The sequence below is a fragment of the Clostridium psychrophilum genome, assembly GCF_018861705.1.
Lineage (GTDB): Bacteria > Bacillota > Clostridia > Clostridiales > Clostridiaceae > Clostridium_AD > Clostridium_AD psychrophilum.
Genome location: NZ_JAHLEC010000033.1, coordinates 1 through 18,365 on the forward strand (window position 1 = coordinate 1; position 18,365 = coordinate 18,365).

The following is an 18,365-nucleotide window of genomic DNA, read 5'->3' on the forward strand; positions in this document are numbered from 1 at the left end:
TATTCCATAGTGATTATCCTCCTGTGTGTTTTAGTTTAGGCGATTAAAGCATAACACAGAATTAATCCACTATGGATTTCTTATTGGTTCAACTTCATTTTACAACAGGTCTAAATAAAATAAATGAAAATTATTAATTATAAAATCAATCTAAAGAATAAGTGGAGGTTATATTATACAACAGACACCAAATTCTAATAGGCTTCATATAGCTATATTTGGAAAAAGAAATGTAGGAAAATCAAGTTTAATAAATGCACTTACGTCGCAGGATATTGCATTAGTCTCTAGTTTGGCAGGAACCACAACAGATCCAGTTTATAAGGCGATGGAATTACTTCCAATAGGACCTGTTGTTCTTATAGATACTGCAGGTCTTGATGATGAAGGGGAAATAGGCGAACTTAGAATTAAAAAAACTAAAGAAGTTATGGATAAAACAGATTTAGCACTTTTAGTTATAGATGGTAAGGAAGAAGATTTATCATTTGAAAAAGTATGGTACGAGGACTTAAAACAAAGAAAAATACCAGTAGTAGGTGTAATAAATAAAATTGACGAAAATGACGTATCAATAGAAAAGATTAAGAAGGCAATAGATATATATTTTGTTAAGGTTAATGCTAAGGATAGATTAAATATTAATGGATTAAAAAAAGCAATTATGGCTGCTGCACCAATGGATTTTGAAAAGAGTACAATTGTTGGAGACATAGTAAAACCAAAGGCAAAAGTTTTGGTAGTGGCACCACAAGATATTCAAGCACCAAAAGGGAGGTTGATTCTTCCACAAGTTCAAATAATAAGAGATCTTCTTGACAATGATGCAATGGCACTAGTAGTAAAGGATAGTGAACTTGAAAATATTCTAGCATCTTTAAATGAGAAGCCGGATTTAGTAATCACGGATTCACAAGTATTCAAAAAGGTTAATTCTATAATACCAAAAGATATACCACTTACTTCTTTTTCTATACTTATGGCTAGGTATAAAGGAGATTTAAATACCTTAGTTAAAGGAGCTAGAGCTATAGATACATTGAAACCAGGTGATAAGGTTCTTATCGCCGAAGCTTGTACTCATCATCCACTTGAAGGGGATATAGGACGAGAAAAACTTCCTAAGTGGCTTGAAGAAAAGGTAGGTGGGAAGCTTGATATAACAATCTGTGCAGGAAGTAGTTTGCCGGAAGATTTAAGTGAATACAAATTAATAGTTCATTGTGGAGCTTGTATGTTTAATAGACAGCAGTTAATGTCAAGAATTAAAAAGGCTAATGCATTAGAATTACCTATTACTAATTTTGGTATAGCAATAGCCCATATAAATGGTATATTGGATAGAGTGCTTAGTGCTTTTGAGTAAAAATTTTAAGCATAAATTGTATTATAGCTAATATTATTTATAATCACAGAAATTAAAAAACAGATGAAATAAAGAGTTTATAAAAGAATTTATTTTAATCTTTTGGTTATAATAGTTTAGGTAAACGGTAAGTTGTTAAAACTATATACAATTATGTTAAATATATGTAGAAATCAAGAACTTATTGTATTTATAAATTTGAGATTATTATGGATATAATCAAATAAATGTAGACAAAAATAATTTTAAGGATTAATATAAAATTAAATTTGTTTATTGATTATATAATTTAAAGTTTAAATATATAATAGTATAAATTAATAATTGAAAGGAGAACATTAAATGAAGAAGAGAATATATATTGATGGAATGAGTTGTTCAAATTGTGTAAGTCATGTAAAGGAAGCATTATTAGATATCGGTGCATCTAAAGTGAAGGTTATTTTAGAGGAAAAATATGCAACAGCAGAATTTGATGATGAAGTAACCGATAATGACATCACTGATGCTCTTGAAGAAGTAGGATATGAAGTAACTGAAGTAGAAGAGGATTAACATATAAAAGGTCTACCAAATTGGTAGACCTTTTTAGCGTAAAAGTTCTATAATTAATTAAAAAAATTTTAACTGAGCACTTATTTTTTTATTTTCTATTTCTAAAATAACATAAGAATACCATTGTTCATGTCTTTTACAAGAAGGTGAACCAGGGTTTATCATTAGTATCTTGTTTTTAGTTACAATAAGTGGCTGATGACTGTGCCCAAAGATGATTATATCTACTTTATCATCAATAAATTTATCGTACGCTGTGTTTAGTGTACTTTTACTATTACCATGTCCATGGCATAGGCCAATTTTATATCCCTCCAAAGATAAAATTATCTTTTCATTTAACAAATCTCTGATGCATTTTTTATCATTATTCCCCCATACTCCAACAAAGTTTTTGTGCTCTATCAATTTGGATAAAAGAGTAGAAGATACATAATCACCTGCATGAATTATCATATCAGTTTCCCTAAATAAATTGTCTATTAAATTAAAAAGCTTATCGCTATGTTTTTTAACATGAGTATCAGATAATATTGCAATTCTTATATTTCATCACCTTCTAATATTATATTATTCTATTTCATATTATGCTTTGTCATATAGATAGGGCACATCTATACAGAAATATTATCTTATTTACTTGTTATTGCCTTGATGTGAATCTTTATGCAAATTACTTTTATTTACATTATGTAATTTTAATGTTATAACATTTCTGTTATAATTATTTTGTATATTAAAAGAATAGTTTTTTTAAATTTATTGAATTTTTTATATGTTTGATAAAGAGTTAGGAGAAAAAATGGAAAAATCTAAAGAGTTAACATTAGTTTATGAGGAAAATGGAATTAATGTAAAAAATGAAAAGTCACTACATTCATCTATTAAACAATGGTATGTAACTGCTGGTGACAGATTTGAAGTGAAAATAGATAAATATGTAATCGACTTAGTGAGAGAAGATTCATTAATTGAAATACAAACAAAAAATTTTAGTGCAATTGGTAATAAACTCAGAGATTTGGTTAAGTATAATAAGGTTATGTTAGTACATCCTATAGCTGTTGAGAAATATATAGTAACAACTGAATGTACAAATCAAGTAATTAGTAGAAGAAAATCACCTAAAAAAGGCAAATTAGTAGATTTGTTTGATGAATTAATTAGAATACCGGATTTAATAGTAGAAGATAATTTTATATTAGAAATATTAATGATTAAAGAAGAAGAGATAAGGTGCAAGGATGGTAAAGGAAGTTGGAGAAGGAAAGGTATAAGTATAAAGGATAGGAAGCTTTTAGAAGTAGTTGAGAAAGTTACATTCAAAAAAGAAAAAGATTTCCTAATATTTTTACCAAATGAACTACAAGAAAATTTTACAAATAAAGATTTGGCTAAAGCATTGAAAGTTACTGTATTTAAAGCCAGAAAGATTACCTACTGCTTAAAAAAAATGAAAATAATAAAGGAAGTTGGAAAGCTTAAAAATGAACTTATATTCGTAAAATCATAGAAATAAATGAATCTAGTATTATTAGGAGATGGAATTTATGGATAAGAAAAGAGTCTACATTACTAGAAGAATTCCAAGTGGGGCCATTAGCCTTTTACAAAAGCATTTTGATGTGGAAATTAATCCATATGACAGAGCTTTAATAAGAGAGGAATTAATGGACAAGGTAAAAGGCAAGGACGCAGTTTTGTGCCTTCTGACTGACAAAATTGATAAAGATGTAATTGAGGCAGCTGGATCAAGATGTAAGATATTTGCTAACTATGGCGTGGCATGCAATAATATTGATATAGCTAAGGCTACTAGAAGTGGTGTAATAATCACAAACACACCAGATGTGCTAAATGATGCTACTGCTGATCTTGCATGGACACTTCTTATGGTAGTATCTAGAAGGATTGTTTCAGCAGATAAATTTACAAGGAATGGTGCTTTTCAATCTTGTGATCCAATGATGTTTCTTGGTCGTGAAATAACTGGTAAAACATTAGGACTTGTAGGAGCTGGGAGGGTTGGTTTTAATTTTGCAAAGAAAGCAAAGGCTTTTGATATGAAGATACTTTATACTGATATAATTAGGAACTATAAAATAGAAAAAGAATTAGGTGCTATCTATGTGGATAAAGAAACATTATTAAAACAGGCTGATTTTATTTCGTTGCACGTTCCACTTTTGCCATCTACTATTCATTATTTAGGTAAGAAAGAATTCTCTATTATGAAGAACACCTCAGTTATTGTTAATACATGTTTTGGAGCCGCTATTGATGAAAAAGCATTAGTTGAAGCTCTTAAACGTGGTGAAATATGGGGGGCTGGACTTGATGTATTTGAACATGAACCTAATATTGAGCCAGAACTTCTAGATATGTATAATGTTTCAATTGTTCCTCATATATCGTCAGCTACGATGGAAACAAGAACAAATATGGGATTAGTTGCAGCTGAAAACATTATCAAAGTGCTAAATGGCGATAAGCCAGAAAATTGTGTTAATTTAGAAGTGCTAAAATAATTTTATTTTGATATATGAACATAATTTTAAAAGCGCTTACATTTGGATTAGTGAATGTAAACGCTTCATTTTAATAAATTAATATTTGCAGTGGTCACTCATTGTTGCACTAAATAATTATTAATAGTTTATAAAAGTGGTACTTTTATAAACATATTTTTCATACAATATATTTGTAGTAATATGCACTCTTTTTTGTTTTCTAAGCAATTACATATAAGCGTTTAAATATATATTAATAGAAGGAGGGTTTTCTATGAATGTAGATTTTAAAAAGGTATTACAGAAAGCTGAGGAGTATAAAGGTGATATATCAAGGTTTCTTCGTGACATGATTGCTATTCCTAGTGAAAGCTGTGATGAGGCTAAAGTCATTGAGAGAATAAGAAAAGAGATGCAAAAGGTTGGCTTTGATAAGATAGACATAGATAAAATGGGAAACATAATTGGAACTATTGGACATGGAAAACATGTAATAGCTATGGATGCACATATAGACACAATAGGCATTGAAGATAAGAATCTATGGCAGTATGATCCATATAAAGGATACGAGGATATGGAGGTAATTACAGGATGTGGCGGCAGTGACCAAGAGGGTGGTATGGCCTCTATGGTCTATGCTGCAAAAATAATTAAAGATTTAGACATGGTAGATGATTATACTTTGCTTATTACAGGCACAGTACAAGAAGAAGACTGTAGTGGACTTAGTTGGCAGTATATGATAAATGAAGATAAACTTCAGCCAGAATTTGTTGTGATTGCTCAGCCTACTTCATGTAATATATATAGGGGACATCAAGGGAAGATGGAGATAAAAGTAATTACTCATGATTTAGATTGTCATGAATGTGTATTAAAGAGAGAAAATAATACGATTTGTAAAATGTCTCCAATAATAGATGATCTGAAAAAACTCAATGAAATGCTTCATTATGATGAGTTCTTGGGTAAAGGAACATTGGCTGTTTCAGAAGCATTTTTTACTTCTTCTTCAAGATATACAGTGGCAGACAGTTGTACTATCTCAATAGATAGAAAATTAACTAATGGAGAAACATATGTTGATGCATTAGAACAAATAAGAAATCTTATCTCAATTAAAGATATGAATGCTGAAGTTTCCATGTATGATTACGAGAAGCAATCGTATAAGGGGGTTGTCTATCCGACAGCCGCTTATTTTCCATGTTGGGTCTTAAACGTTAATCATCCTGTTTGCGAAACTTTAGTAGAATGTTATAAAGCATTATTTAATAAGGAACCTTTAGTTGATAAAGGAATTTTCTTAACAAATGGAGTTTCTATTATGGGAAGGTACGATATACCTTGTATTGGATTTGGGCCAGGTCATGAGGCGGAAGTACATTCTCCAAATGAGAGGACTTGGAAAAATGAGTTAGTAAAGGCAGCAGCTATGTATGCAGTTATTCCTAGTTTATATGTAGGTAGAGTAGAAAAGGATTAATAGAAGTTTTATTTATGATAGCATATCACCCTCTTTATTAATTGATTTTATTTCCAAGTCAACTATTCTAGCTTAATATGATTGTGATGCCAATCATATTAAGCTAGAAGTTTTTCAAGAGAACATACATACTTAACAATCCTATTTTATAAGATTGCTACATAATCAGCTAGTCATGAAAAATTTACTCTTTTTACAGTTTTATTTGTAAACATTAAAACAATGTTACCTATTCTAAATGATAAAAAGAATAGATAGCATTGTATTTTCAATGGTGGCATAGGTTATACTAAAAAAATGATTATAAATCTACTAAAGTTTTAAGTTGCTATCCATCATTTCTTAATCTGATTTTAATGTTAAAAATATATAATATAAAATATAAAAAGTATATAAAATAAAGAATTATAAAAGGAGAAAATATGGATATTTTAATTAACGTTATAAATGGGTTAATGCATATTGATAAGTATTTAGCGCTAATAATACAGCAGTATGGAATATTAACCTATGCTATTTTATTTGTTATTATATTTATTGAAACAGGGTTGGTTGTTACACCATTCTTGCCAGGCGATTCAATGCTATTTGCAGCAGGAGCACTAGCGGGAATTGGATCAATGAATATAGTTACTCTTCTTATAGTAGTATATCTTGCAGCGGTACTTGGGGATACGGCTAATTATCATATTGGTAAAAAAGTTGGAAATAAAATACTAGCAAAAGAAGAAGTAAAGTTTATTAATAAAGAGTACTTAATAAAAGCTCAGACATTTTATGAAAAACATGGTTCTATGACTATAGTTGTAGGAAGGTTTATTCCCATAATTAGAACGTTTGTGCCATTCGTAGCTGGAGTTTCCAAAATGAATTACTCGAATTTTATATTATACAATATAATTGGGGGAGGAGTATGGGTAAGTTTATTTTTAGGCGGCGGTTACTTATTTGGTAATCTAAATTTTGTAAAGAATAATTTTTCTTATGTTTTAATAGTAATAATAATAATATCTCTATTGCCTGGAATTATAGTGTTTATAAAAGAAAAAAGAAATAAACAAAATGATAATGAAAACAAAATAATCATTTGATTTTTGTTATTTTAAAATAATAATAATAATTAAAAAAATTGATATTCACAAAATATAAACATAATTTAATATATATTTAGTAGAGTTCTATAGTATAATAAAAAAGCAGTCATTTAATGATTGCTTTTTTGTATATCATTGTTTAACGATATTTCAGAAGGAAAGTATCCCACTTCTATAAGTGGGAGGATAACAATTGAAAATTGTTATCTATTCCAGATAACTACAAAGGGGGTAAATCTCCTTCTGAAGTTGCTGTAGTTACATAGAGGAGATGATTCATCTTCTTCGAAGCTGTTACAGCACCTCAGGTGATGATTTAATCGATTATTTATGAAAATAAATTTAACATAATAGATAATTTTAAGGTTCTAATATTATAGAATAATATCTAATAAGAAAAGGGATGATGAGCATGAAAAAAACAAGAAAAAGGAAAAAAAACAAAATGAGTTCAGGTAAACTTTTTTTATTATTTATACTATTTGAAGTCGTTTTTACAGCGATTACTGGACCTTTTACGCTTTATTATGGTCCGTTTAAAAATGTGAAAACCACAGTTGTAGGAGCAGCAATGACTACTTATTCATTGCAATGGCTCGCAACAACATTTTTATCAGATGAAAAAATAAAAGAAATTATGAGTGAACAAAAAGTGCAATCTTTAGTTCAGAATAACTTAGAAGGTGTAGATTCTGGAGTAGTTGTAAAAAATGAAAATGATAATAGCATTGAAAGATATGATGTATCAGGTATTAAATTTAAGGGGTATTTATTAGTAGTCAATGATCCAACTAGGATAAAAGTAGGTTATAGTAGTAAGCTAGGTACAGAAGGGGAACTAACTAGTGATATTGCAAAGGATAATAATGCTATTGCGGCAATTAATGGCGGTGGGTTCACAGATGAATCAACTGGGTCAAAATGGACAGGAACTGGAGCAAATCCAGCTGGAGTTATAATAAGTGGTGGAAAAACTATTTACGATGGTGTAAAGAATGAAAATGAGAAAAGAGAAACTGTAGCATTAACTCAAACAGGAAAGCTATTAGTAGGTCCTTATTCTACTAAACAAATGGGAACATTTGGGGTAACCGAAGCAGTATCTTTTGGACCGGCAATGATAGTTAATGGACAGAAAATGATAACTAAAGGAGATGGGGGTTGGGGCATTGCACCTAGAACTTGTATTGCGCAAAGAAAAGATGGAGCAATATTATTGTTGGTAATCGATGGTAGAGAGCTACGAAGTATAGGTGCTACTTTAAAAGAGGCACAAGATATAATGTATGAATATGGAGCTTATAATGCCACTAATTTAGATGGAGGTTCATCATCAACTATGTTTTATGATGATGAAATTATAAATAATCCTTGTGATAGTTTGGGTGAAAGATCTGTTTCCTCAATTATATATGTAACTAAAAAGTAAAAAGAAAGACAAAATAAGATATATTTTATTCTGAGAGGACACTATTATTTATTATGTATACTTAGGAGGAAAGCACATGGCAGATGCATTAAAAGACATGTATAATGATGAGTTTTTGCGAAAGTTTGCTAAAAAAGTTCATGAAGTCTATGGCATATTTGATATTGAAAAATTTATATCTATTACAATAGATGATACATGGGACGAACTTAAATTAATGGCTAGAATGTGCCGAATTACTGAGACACTCCGGTTGAATCTCCCACAAAAATATGAAGATGCAATCGAAATATTGTTTGCTATTGATGAATCCTGTGTTGGTTTCCCATATCTATTTTTCCCTAATTTTGTTGCAATGTATGGTCAGTCTAATGAAAATTGGGAGCTTTCTATGGTAGCATTGGAAAGGTTTACTATAAGGTCATCTTCGGAATTTGCTGTGAGGGCGTTTATTATGCGTGATCAAAGGAGAATGATGTCACAGATGATAGAGTGGTCAAAAAGTAGTGATGAAAATGTACGAAGACTTTCGAGTGAGGGTTGCCGTCCACGGTTACCGTGGGGAGTAGCACTTACTGAGTTCAAAAAAGACCCAAGCATCGTAATTTTTGTGTTAGAGCAATTAAAACGGGATCCTTCTTCTTATGTACGCAAGAGTGTTGCTAATAATTTAAATGATATTTCTAAGGATAATCCCTTAGTTGTGGTTGAAATAGTAAGGCGTTTAAAAGGGGTTAATGCATATACCGATTGGATACTAAGGCATGGATGTAGGACATTAATACGTAAAGCATATCCGGAAATAATGAATATATTTGGATATGGGGAGCTTTTAAATAGACCTATTACTAGCAGTGCTTCTTTATCTGTAAACAATTCTGAGTTAAAAATTGGAGGGAGTTGTGAGCTGAAATATAACCTTTGCATTCGTGAGGGTGAACCTATACATATACGCATTGAATATGCGATTGATTTTGTAAAGGCAAGGGGAAAGATTTCACGTAAATTATTTTTTTTGTCCGATAAGACGGTGGTTGGTGGAAAATGTCTTACAGGAACAAGAGTGCACAGATGGGTTGACCTTACAACTCGAAAGCATTATCCAGGGGAACATCGAATTTCAATATTAATTAATGGAAATGAGGTAGCATTTACAGTAATGACACTAAACCCTTGACAATTCTTAGCTAAATGGACTATATGGTATATAGAATTATTCCCTCAGACTAATTATAATAGTTTTGGGGAATTTTTAATCTAATTGCCTATCATTAGATAGAAAAATAGATATAAGTATTCTTATAATTAATAAGATAATATTAATGATTTCTTAATCTGTTTTTAATCTTACAAATATAGAATGTTTAATATAGAGCAAGATAGAGTTTGAAGAATTAGAAACTTTACTATAATAAGTATGGGGTACCAAGGGGGCATTAAAGTGTATTTTAATATAGGGAAAAGAATAGATAAATTTGATAATTATATTCTATTTATTATTAAAAAATATGTACATAACAGATATTTAGATATTATAATGCCAATAGTAACACTAACTGGGAATATAGGAACTATATGGTTTATAATAGCTATTTTCTTAATTTTTGATAAAACGTATCGATTAATTGGAAATTCAATAATCTTAACATTATTTATAGGCACGATTGTTGGAGAAGGAATAATAAAACACACAGTAAGACGAACTAGACCTTGTAATAAGAGCTTTGAGGTTAATAGACACACTCCAAAGCCAATATCATATTCTTTTCCTTCGGGGCATACTTTATCATCTTTTGCTGCTGCAGAAATGCTTTCTTTGTATTTTGTACAATATAGATTGTTATTTATGTCAATAGCATTTTTAATAGCATTATCAAGACTATACCTATATGTGCACTATCCAACGGATGTTATAGCGGGATTTGCAATTGGTGTTTTATGTTCCAAAATAATATTTTTTATTTTACAAGAAGGATATGTTCAAAGGTTCTTTATTTTTAAAAACCTCATCTAATCAAAGCTTAATTATTTTATAAAATAACCACCTTAGGATACTAATATTAGTAATAAAACTATAACTATTATAATAGAATAAAAAAGAGTTAATATTAAAGAAATAGGTGTGTTAAAAATAGGGTAAGAGCCCAAATATGGATTGAAGGGTGGAGAATATTTTGAAGGTTATAGTAATTGGTGGTGGATGGTCTGGCTGCAGCGCAGCAATCACAGCTAAAAAAGCTGGTGCAGAGGTAGTTTTATATGAAAAAACGGATATGCTTTTAGGCCTTGGAAATGTTGGTGGTATAATGAGAAATAACGGAAGATTTACTGCGGCAGAAGAGTTAATTGCATTAGGCGCAGGAGAGTTTATACATCTAACTGATGAAAATAGTAAGCATAAGAATATTGATTTTCCCGGACATAAACATGCGTGGTTATACGATGTAAACAAAATTGAACCTGCAGTGGCAAGATATTTAAAAACTTCGGATATTGAAGTAAATATGCTATCTAGGGTAGTAGATGTTAAGAAAGAAAACAATAAAATAAAAGGAATTTATTTAGCAGATAAACAATATGTTGAAGCTGATGAATTCATAGAAACTACTGGTTCGGCAGGTCCTATGGGCAATTGTGTAAAATACGGGAATGGATGTGCAATGTGTATTCTGAGATGCCCAGCTTTTGGTGGAAGAGTAAGCATAAGTAATAAGGCAGGCATTGAAGATTTAATGGGAGAAAGAGAAGACGGTGCTTATGGAGCTTTTAGTGGTTCAGGTAAACTAGCTAAAGGTTCATTAGATAAAAAAATTGTGAAACAACTAGATGAAACAGGAGTGGTTATTGTAAAAGTTCCAGAAGAAGATGTAAATTTAGACAAACTTAATCTAAAGGTATGTCAGCAATATGCTCTAAAAGAATTTGCAGAAAATATAATTCTAATAGACACAGGTGATGTTAAGCTCATGACCCCGTTTTATCCTTTAGAAAAGTTAAGAAAAATCAAAGGATTTGAAAATGCTAAGTATGTAGATCCTTATGCTGGTGGGATAGGTAATTCTATAAGATATCTATCTATAGCACCAAGAGAAGATAGTATGAAGGTTATAGAGATAGATAATTTATTCTGTGCTGGTGAGAAAGCAGGTCTATTCATAGGTCACACTGAAGCAATGATAACAGGAGCTTTGGCTGGGCACAATGCAATAAAAAGTTATTTAAAAAAGCCCCTTTTGGTATTACCAAGATCTTTAGCTGTTGGAGACATAATTGCTACTGCTAATGAAAAAATAAAATCAAAAGATGGAAGAAAGATTAGGTTTACGTTTGCGGGAGCGACATATTTTAAGCGGATGCAGGAACTTGGACTTTACACTACAGATATAGATGTAATTAAGAGTAGGGTGGAAAACGTAAATTTAACAGGTATATTCAATAAAAAATTTATATAGAGTAAGTTAATTAATGAGCGTTATGTTGCTCATAGTATAAAATAAGTTCTACATGGGCAAGACCATGTAGAACTTATTTTTAATTTGAATATCTTTAAAAATGTAGTTAATTATATATAGCATAGGTAATCTTTTGGAACAAAAAATTATAACTTGAACTATATAAAAAAAAAACAAAGCAAAACAAGAAATATAGAAAAATACAATAACTTATAAAATAGATATATAATGAGCATATAAGAAAATGAATGATACAATATCACATTTAAGACCTAAAAATACTATTTTTGAGTATATTAGGTCATAAATAGACTTATTAAGAATTGAAATCATCAAATTAATGCTATATAATAGATAAATATTGAATTGTTAAAGTATAAAATGGAGGTGGTTTTGTGTTTTCTAAAATAAGAGAACTGTTAATAGGTAAAACGCTAAAAACAGAAGAATTAGCAGGAGAAAAATTAAATGTTTTTTGGGGATTGCCTATATTATCTAGTGATGCCGTTTCTTCTGTTGCATATGCAGGAGAAGAAATTTTATATGTGCTAATTGGAGTTTTAGGTCTTTTGGCATATAAATATATGTTTTATGCTGCATTATGTGTTGTAATATTATTAATTATACTTGTTTTATCCTACAGGCAGACTATTGATAGTTATCCATGTGGCGGTGGTTCATATATAGTTGCAAAAGATAATCTTGGTGTAATTCCAGGGCTTACTGCAGGAGCATCACTTACTGTAGATTATGTATTGACAGTTGCTGTTAGTATAAGTGCTGGAACTGCCGCAATAACATCGGCTATGCCATCATTGCTCAATCATAAAGTAGCTATAGCCCTTATAATGTTATTACTATTAACAATAGGTAATTTAAGAGGAGTAAAGGAATCATCTAAACTTTTCGGAGTTCCAACGTACTTATTTATAGTTTCTTGCGTAGTACTTATTTTAACTGGTATTATAAGGCATTTTATTTTTGGATATTCACCAGTACCTATGTACCAAATTCCAAAACAAATAGGTGACATTACATTGTTCCTATTTCTTAGGGCATTCGCTTCAGGATGTACGGCATTATCAGGAGTTGAAGCAGTAAGCAATGGTATACCTAATTTTAAAGAACCATCTCAAAAAAATGCAAAGGCTGTTTTGGCATTACTAGCTTGTTTAGTTTTGTTTATTTTTGGTGGATTGTCTTTTCTAGCAACAATTTATCATCCACTTCCTGATATGAATGTGACAGTATTTGCTCAAATAGCTCAGCAAGTTTTTGGAAAAGGAATTATGTTTTACATCATACAAATTACAACTGCATTTGTTTTAGTAATGGCTGCAAATACAGCCTATGCAGGGTTACCTTTGTTACTTTCTCTAATGGGACAAGATGGATATGTTCCAAGACAGTTTTCACAAAGAGGAAAAAGACTAAGCTTCTCAAATGGAATAATATTACTTGCAGTTGCTGCTGGGTTGCTAATTATTGTATTTAAAGGTGACACGCATTTACTTCTACCATTATATGCAGTAGGCGTATTTTTATCATTTACACTATCACAGGTTGGAATGTTCTTAAGATGGGAAAGAAGTAGAACAACTGGGTGGAAACACAAAGCCTTTATAAATGGGTTAGGTGCTATTGTAACGTTTATTACAGTAATACTTATAGGCATAACAAAATTTTCTAAGGGAGCATGGTTAGTTTTTATTATAATACCGTTGCTTGTTTATTTTATGGTAAAGATTAAAAATCATTATAACCATGTAGTAGAACAAATTAAATTATCAAATTATCAAAGACCTAATGTTGGAATGAAAACAAATAATGATCAACATGTAATAATTCTTTTAGGTACATTAAATAAGTCGTTTTTAAAGTCATTAAATTGTGCTAATAGTTTATCACAAAATGTAGTGGCATTTCATGTATCGATTGACCCTGAAGTTACTGAAAAATTAAAAAGAAAATGGAAAGAATACAATCCTGGAATCCCATTAATAATAGAACATTCGGCTTATAGAGATGTGCTGGGACCATTAATTGATTTTATAGAATCTGAAGACCGTGCTTCTAAGCATGGCGAAACGGTAACGGTTGTACTATCACAGTTTGTTATAACTAAGTGGTGGCACAATATGCTTCATAATCAAACAGGATATTTTATAAAGAGCATGTTGTACAAAAATAGAAATGTAGCAGTGCTTACGGTACCATATATAATAAAGGAGTAGAAAAAAACCTTAGTTTATGCTAAGGTTTTTTTGTTCCATTAAAATTTTTACTTACTAAAAAAGCTTGCACCAATTGCTGTAAAATTATAATTTTGTGTATGTAATTAGAAACTTTTTTAAATGACTTTATAAAACCACTTGAATAATTTTGTAATTAACATTATACTGATATCATAAATAAAAAAGGGATACCAATAACAAAACTATAATTATGTATTACTATTATGTAACCGATACCATTAATTTAAGAAAATCCAGGAATAAAGTAAATAGTTATTTTAAATAAGTATAATGAGAAAGGAAGGAATATATATGAAATTTTTAGGAATTGATTTAGGAACGTCCTCAGTTAAAATTATTATAATGAATCAGAGTGGTGATATTGTTGATAGCACTTCTAAAGATTATGATGTAAGTTTTCCTAAGGAGGGATGGGCAGAGCAAAATCCGGAAGATTGGTGGGAAAGTACTAAACAAGGTATTAAAGAATTATTATGCAATGGTAATATAAAGAGCGAAGATATTACTGGAATAAGTTTTAGCGGACAGATGCATGGTTTAGTTCTACTTGATAAAAATGAAAAAGTTTTAATGCCTGCTATTTTATGGTGTGATCAGAGAACACAAAAACAATGTGACTATCTAAATAATAAATTTGGTCAGGATAAGCTCTCAAAATATACAGGTAACAAGGCATTGACAGGATTTACATTGCCAAAGGTACTATGGGTTAAAGAAAATAAACCAGAAATATATAAGAAAATAGCTCATATGATGCTTCCGAAGGACTTTATAAGCTTTAAACTTACTGGAAACTATTCAACAGATGTATCAGATGCATCAGGTACCTTAATGTTTGATGTTGAGAATCGAAAATGGTCAAAAGAAATAATAGACATTTTTGAAATTGACAAGGAAGTTTTGCCAAAGGTCTATGAGTCATGGAAAGGTGTAGGAAATATATCTTCACAAGCAGCTAAGGAAACTGGGCTGTCTACTAAGACATTAGTTATGGCTGGTGCTGGAGATCAAGCGGCTGGAGCAGTTGGATCGGGCACAGTAGAGACAGGCATATTGTCAGTTGCACTTGGGACCTCAGGAGTAGTTTTTGCTTGTGATGAAAAATTTTCTGTAGATAGGGAAAATAGACTACACTCTTTTTGTCATTCAAATGGAAAATGGCATCAAATGGGAGTTATGTTATCTGCTGCATCCTGTTTGAAATGGTGGGTAGAGAATGTTAATATAGATATTAAAGAAGATGCTTTTAACAAATTATTGTGTGAGGCTGAAAATGCTCCAGTAGGTAGTAATAAATTATTATTTTTGCCTTACCTTATGGGAGAAAGAACTCCTCATAATGACCCAAATGCAAGAGGGAGCTTTATAGGGCTTAACATAACTCATAAAAGAGGTGATATGACAAGAGCAATTTTGGAAGGCGTTTGTTTTGGACTAAGGGATTCCCTAGAGATATTAAGAAGTTTAAATGTAGAAGTTAAGGAAGTAAGAGTTAGTGGCGGAGGATCAAAAAGTAAACTTTGGAGACAAATACTTGCAGACATTTTCAATTTAGATGTGCTTGTAACTAATTCTAAGGAAGGTCCAGCATATGGCGCATCAATATTAGCGGCTGTTGGATGTGGATTGTATGAGAGCGTTGATGAAGCTTGTAAACAGTTAATAAAAATAACAGACATAGTTGAACCAATAAAAGTCAATGTAGAAAAATATGATAAGTTATATAAAATTTATACGCCATTATATAGTTGTTTAGAAGAAAAATTTGAAGAACTAAATAAAATAGAAATCTAAAGATTACGAATGATATGTTTATAGACAATATCTAAAACATTAATTAACAAAAGCAATATTATGATATAATAAGCTAACGAAACGGGTGTTATAAGATGACAAACTTAAAAATGACTAATCAGGAAACAATAAGGATAACAAATCAGAAAAAGATAATTCAATTGTTATACAAAGAAAAACAGCTTACAAAACAGGTAATATCTAAAACTATTAAAGTAAGTATTCCAACAGTTATAAGTAATGTTAGGGAACTTATAAAACAGGGATTTTTAGATGAAACCGAGGTGGGGGAATCTTCTGGTGGAAGAAAACCTGCAATTGTTAGATTTTTACCTAACGGCAGATATTCATTTGGAGTACTTGTGTCAAAAGAACAAGTTAGGATTATTTTGACTAACTTAGATTTCAATGTAATAGATGAAAGAATTATTGATGTTGCTGATAAAATGGGTGATTTTAATAGTGTTATTGTAGAAATTTCAGAAAAAATCACTAGTATTATTAGTACAAACAATATACCATTAGATAAAATATTGGGAGTAGGTTTTTCTTTACCAGGTACAGTAAATGAAGAGGAGTTATTTCTAAAAAATGCACCAAATTTAAAGCTGAAAAATATATGTTTTAAAAAGTTTGAATGTGATTTTCCAGTCCCATTATTTGTAGAAAATGAAGCTAATGCATCAGCATATGCAGAAGCATTTATAAATTTTAATTATGGTAAAAGTAGTTTAGTTTTTATATCCATAACGGAAGGTATTGGTACGGGTATAATAATTACAGATAATCTTTATAAGGGTTACAATAAGCGCGCGGGGGAATTTGGCCACATGACTATAATAAAAGACGGGAAAAAATGTAATTGTGGCAAAAGAGGATGTTGGGAATTGTATGCTTCTAAAAAAGCATTATTGGATGAATATAAAAAAGCATATAATACTAAAAATGATAGTTTGAAGGATTTTATGGAGATGTCAAAAACAGATGATAAGGCAAAAAAAATATTAAATACCTATTTAGATTTTTTAGCAGAAGGTATAAAAAATATAATATTAACATTAGATCCAGGATGCATAATTATAGATGGGGAAATATCTGATTATAAGAGTCTTATTGAAACGGAACTAAATGATAAAATATTTCAACAAAATGATTTTTATGATAAAAAAGAATGTAATGTATCATTTTCTAATTTAAAGGGTAATGCATCTATATTTGGTGCAGCGCTTTTGCCAATGAGAAAATTATTTTTTTATAATGAAAGAGTAAACTAGTTATTATTAAAACATTTGTTTATGTAAAATAGTAAAAGTCAAAAGAACCTTAGCCTAGGCTGAGGTTCTTTTAATCTAAAGTATATTAGTTTAATGTGTATCGACAAGCTTTTCTTTATTTTTTTTAAGCGCATGAAAACCGAAAATTATACAGGAGTAAAACGTAATTAATCTCCATAATAATATAGCGGCCATTATATTATTAGCTGCGAAAAATAAACTAAAACACATATAGAAAGCACCTTCTGCGCCACCCATTGCCCCTGGTGATGGTATAACTGCTGTTATCATCATTATAAATGCAGTTCCAGCTATCATACTACCAATATTTGCACCTCGCATACCAAAACTAAGATAAATAAAATAAGGAATAATAAAATATATTGTTAGCTGTAATATTGTATAAATAATAGCCTTAACAATCAAACTTTTACTATGTTTTGCTATTTGCATATTGTCATGAAATTGATCTAAATTGTTGTTGATAGATAGTTCTAATTTCGATATATTTTTTACTAACCTTAATTTTGCTAGTATTTTAGATAAAACAATTAAAAACTTGTGTGTTAATTTTCTATATTTTGAAAATATAATTAAGCATGTAATTACACTAGCATGAACTGCAAACCCTACAGCTATTAAATAAAATAAGTTACTTGTGTTTCTTCTAAAAAAATCTAATTTCCAAAATATAAGAATTAGTGAATAGATAGTTAATATAGCCTGATATATAATAAATTTAATCATAAGAGCTGAGCCAGATTTGCCAGCTTCAAGTCCTTGTTTTGTAAGTGCATACAATTGCATTGGTTGGCCTCCAGATGCAAATGGAGTAATTGAGTTAAAATATTGTCCTATCATAGTAACTTTAAATGCTTCTTTAAATTTATAGTCTTTTTTCATTAAGAACACAGTGCTTTGCAAGATTTTAGCTTCAAAAACCCAATATAACAACATAGAAAAGACAGCTGCAATTAACCATTCAACTTGTAAATATTTCATTTGATGAATTAAATCCATCCAACCATGAGTGAATATAATTAGTAATACAAAAATAGCTGCGGATGCTATTCCCAAGATTAAATTAAATTTATAATTCTTCATAAATTTGCCTTCCCTTTATTCTGTATATTTTTTTAGTTAATGT

The 18,365-nt window shown here is 30.2% G+C and carries 15 protein-coding genes; 13 read left to right on the forward strand and 2 right to left on the reverse strand.

Annotation, left to right across the window (positions count from 1 at the left end; all coding sequences use genetic code 11):
* Positions 1-175 precede the first annotated feature (175 nt).
* Together hydF and KPL38_RS09000 are read left to right on the forward strand one after the other, a co-directional pair.
* On the forward strand, positions 176-1,366 hold the full coding sequence (gene hydF, locus KPL38_RS08995; RefSeq protein ID WP_216288832.1) for a [FeFe] hydrogenase H-cluster maturation GTPase HydF: 1,191 nt from the start codon (positions 176-178) through the stop codon (positions 1,364-1,366).
* 342 nt (positions 1,367-1,708) lie between these two features.
* Entirely contained in the window at positions 1,709-1,921 is a 213-nt protein-coding gene (locus KPL38_RS09000; RefSeq protein ID WP_216288806.1) for a heavy-metal-associated domain-containing protein, read from the forward strand.
* A 57-nt stretch (positions 1,922-1,978) separates the two neighbouring features.
* On the opposite strand, the gene KPL38_RS09005 is transcribed toward KPL38_RS09000, so the two are convergent.
* Positions 1,979-2,467, reverse strand: a complete 489-nt coding sequence (locus tag KPL38_RS09005; RefSeq protein WP_216288833.1) for a metallophosphoesterase family protein — start codon at positions 2,465-2,467, stop codon at positions 1,979-1,981.
* Positions 2,468-2,723: 256 nt separating this feature from the next.
* Here KPL38_RS09005 and KPL38_RS09010 point away from each other — a divergent pair, with 256 nt between their 5' ends.
* The 11 genes from KPL38_RS09010 to KPL38_RS09060 all read left to right on the forward strand — a co-directional run bounded on the left by KPL38_RS09010 (position 2,724) and on the right by KPL38_RS09060 (position 17,218).
* Positions 2,724-3,434: a DUF8091 domain-containing protein gene (locus tag KPL38_RS09010; protein ID WP_216288807.1), complete on the forward strand. Its 711-nt coding sequence runs from the start codon at positions 2,724-2,726 to the stop codon at positions 3,432-3,434.
* 37 nt (positions 3,435-3,471) lie between these two features.
* The gene (locus tag KPL38_RS09015; RefSeq protein ID WP_216288808.1) at positions 3,472-4,449 is read left to right on the forward strand and encodes a 2-hydroxyacid dehydrogenase; all 978 of its coding nucleotides are present in this window, start codon (positions 3,472-3,474) and stop codon (positions 4,447-4,449) included.
* Positions 4,450-4,705: 256 nt separating this feature from the next.
* The gene (locus tag KPL38_RS09020) at positions 4,706-5,920 is read left to right on the forward strand and encodes a YgeY family selenium metabolism-linked hydrolase (protein WP_216288809.1); all 1,215 of its coding nucleotides are present in this window, start codon (positions 4,706-4,708) and stop codon (positions 5,918-5,920) included.
* 422 nt (positions 5,921-6,342) lie between these two features.
* Positions 6,343-7,011, forward strand: coding sequence for a DedA family protein (locus KPL38_RS09025; protein WP_216288810.1), 669 nt, complete (start codon positions 6,343-6,345; stop codon positions 7,009-7,011).
* 415 nt (positions 7,012-7,426) lie between these two features.
* Entirely contained in the window at positions 7,427-8,443 is a 1,017-nt protein-coding gene (locus KPL38_RS09030) for a phosphodiester glycosidase family protein (RefSeq protein ID WP_216288811.1), read from the forward strand.
* Positions 8,444-8,519: 76 nt separating this feature from the next.
* Complete coding sequence (locus KPL38_RS09035) at positions 8,520-9,620, forward strand: DNA alkylation repair protein (protein WP_216288812.1); 1,101 nt, start codon at positions 8,520-8,522, stop codon at positions 9,618-9,620.
* A gap of 264 nt (positions 9,621-9,884) precedes the next feature.
* The gene (locus KPL38_RS09040; protein ID WP_216288813.1) at positions 9,885-10,457 is read left to right on the forward strand and encodes a phosphatase PAP2 family protein; all 573 of its coding nucleotides are present in this window, start codon (positions 9,885-9,887) and stop codon (positions 10,455-10,457) included.
* Positions 10,458-10,617: 160 nt separating this feature from the next.
* Complete coding sequence (locus KPL38_RS09045) at positions 10,618-11,895, forward strand: FAD-dependent oxidoreductase (RefSeq protein WP_216288814.1); 1,278 nt, start codon at positions 10,618-10,620, stop codon at positions 11,893-11,895.
* Positions 11,896-12,290: 395 nt separating this feature from the next.
* On the forward strand, positions 12,291-14,129 hold the full coding sequence (locus KPL38_RS09050; protein WP_216288815.1) for an APC family permease: 1,839 nt from the start codon (positions 12,291-12,293) through the stop codon (positions 14,127-14,129).
* Positions 14,130-14,441: 312 nt separating this feature from the next.
* Positions 14,442-15,944, forward strand: coding sequence for a xylulokinase (gene xylB, locus KPL38_RS09055; protein WP_216288816.1), 1,503 nt, complete (start codon positions 14,442-14,444; stop codon positions 15,942-15,944).
* A 95-nt stretch (positions 15,945-16,039) separates the two neighbouring features.
* Positions 16,040-17,218: an ROK family transcriptional regulator gene (locus KPL38_RS09060; protein WP_216288817.1), complete on the forward strand. Its 1,179-nt coding sequence runs from the start codon at positions 16,040-16,042 to the stop codon at positions 17,216-17,218.
* Between the two features lie 90 nt (positions 17,219-17,308).
* Here KPL38_RS09060 and KPL38_RS09065 read toward each other — a convergent pair whose 3' ends face one another.
* Positions 17,309-18,322: a lysylphosphatidylglycerol synthase transmembrane domain-containing protein gene (locus KPL38_RS09065; protein ID WP_216288818.1), complete on the reverse strand. Its 1,014-nt coding sequence runs from the start codon at positions 18,320-18,322 to the stop codon at positions 17,309-17,311.
* Positions 18,323-18,365: the final 43 nt, after the last annotated feature.

Coding starts and splice junctions, on each gene's coding strand:
- KPL38_RS09000 (WP_216288806.1), top strand. CDS start 1,709: ATGAAGAAGAGAATATATATTGATGGAATGAGTTGTTCAAATTGTGTA.
- KPL38_RS09065 (WP_216288818.1), bottom strand. CDS start 18,322: ATGAAGAATTATAAATTTAATTTAATCTTGGGAATAGCATCCGCAGCT.
- xylB (WP_216288816.1), top strand. CDS start 14,442: ATGAAATTTTTAGGAATTGATTTAGGAACGTCCTCAGTTAAAATTATT.
- KPL38_RS09020 (WP_216288809.1), top strand. CDS start 4,706: ATGAATGTAGATTTTAAAAAGGTATTACAGAAAGCTGAGGAGTATAAA.
- KPL38_RS09060 (WP_216288817.1), top strand. CDS start 16,040: ATGACAAACTTAAAAATGACTAATCAGGAAACAATAAGGATAACAAAT.
- KPL38_RS09030 (WP_216288811.1), top strand. CDS start 7,427: ATGAAAAAAACAAGAAAAAGGAAAAAAAACAAAATGAGTTCAGGTAAA.
- KPL38_RS09015 (WP_216288808.1), top strand. CDS start 3,472: ATGGATAAGAAAAGAGTCTACATTACTAGAAGAATTCCAAGTGGGGCC.
- KPL38_RS09025 (WP_216288810.1), top strand. CDS start 6,343: ATGGATATTTTAATTAACGTTATAAATGGGTTAATGCATATTGATAAG.
- KPL38_RS09010 (WP_216288807.1), top strand. CDS start 2,724: ATGGAAAAATCTAAAGAGTTAACATTAGTTTATGAGGAAAATGGAATT.
- KPL38_RS09035 (WP_216288812.1), top strand. CDS start 8,520: ATGGCAGATGCATTAAAAGACATGTATAATGATGAGTTTTTGCGAAAG.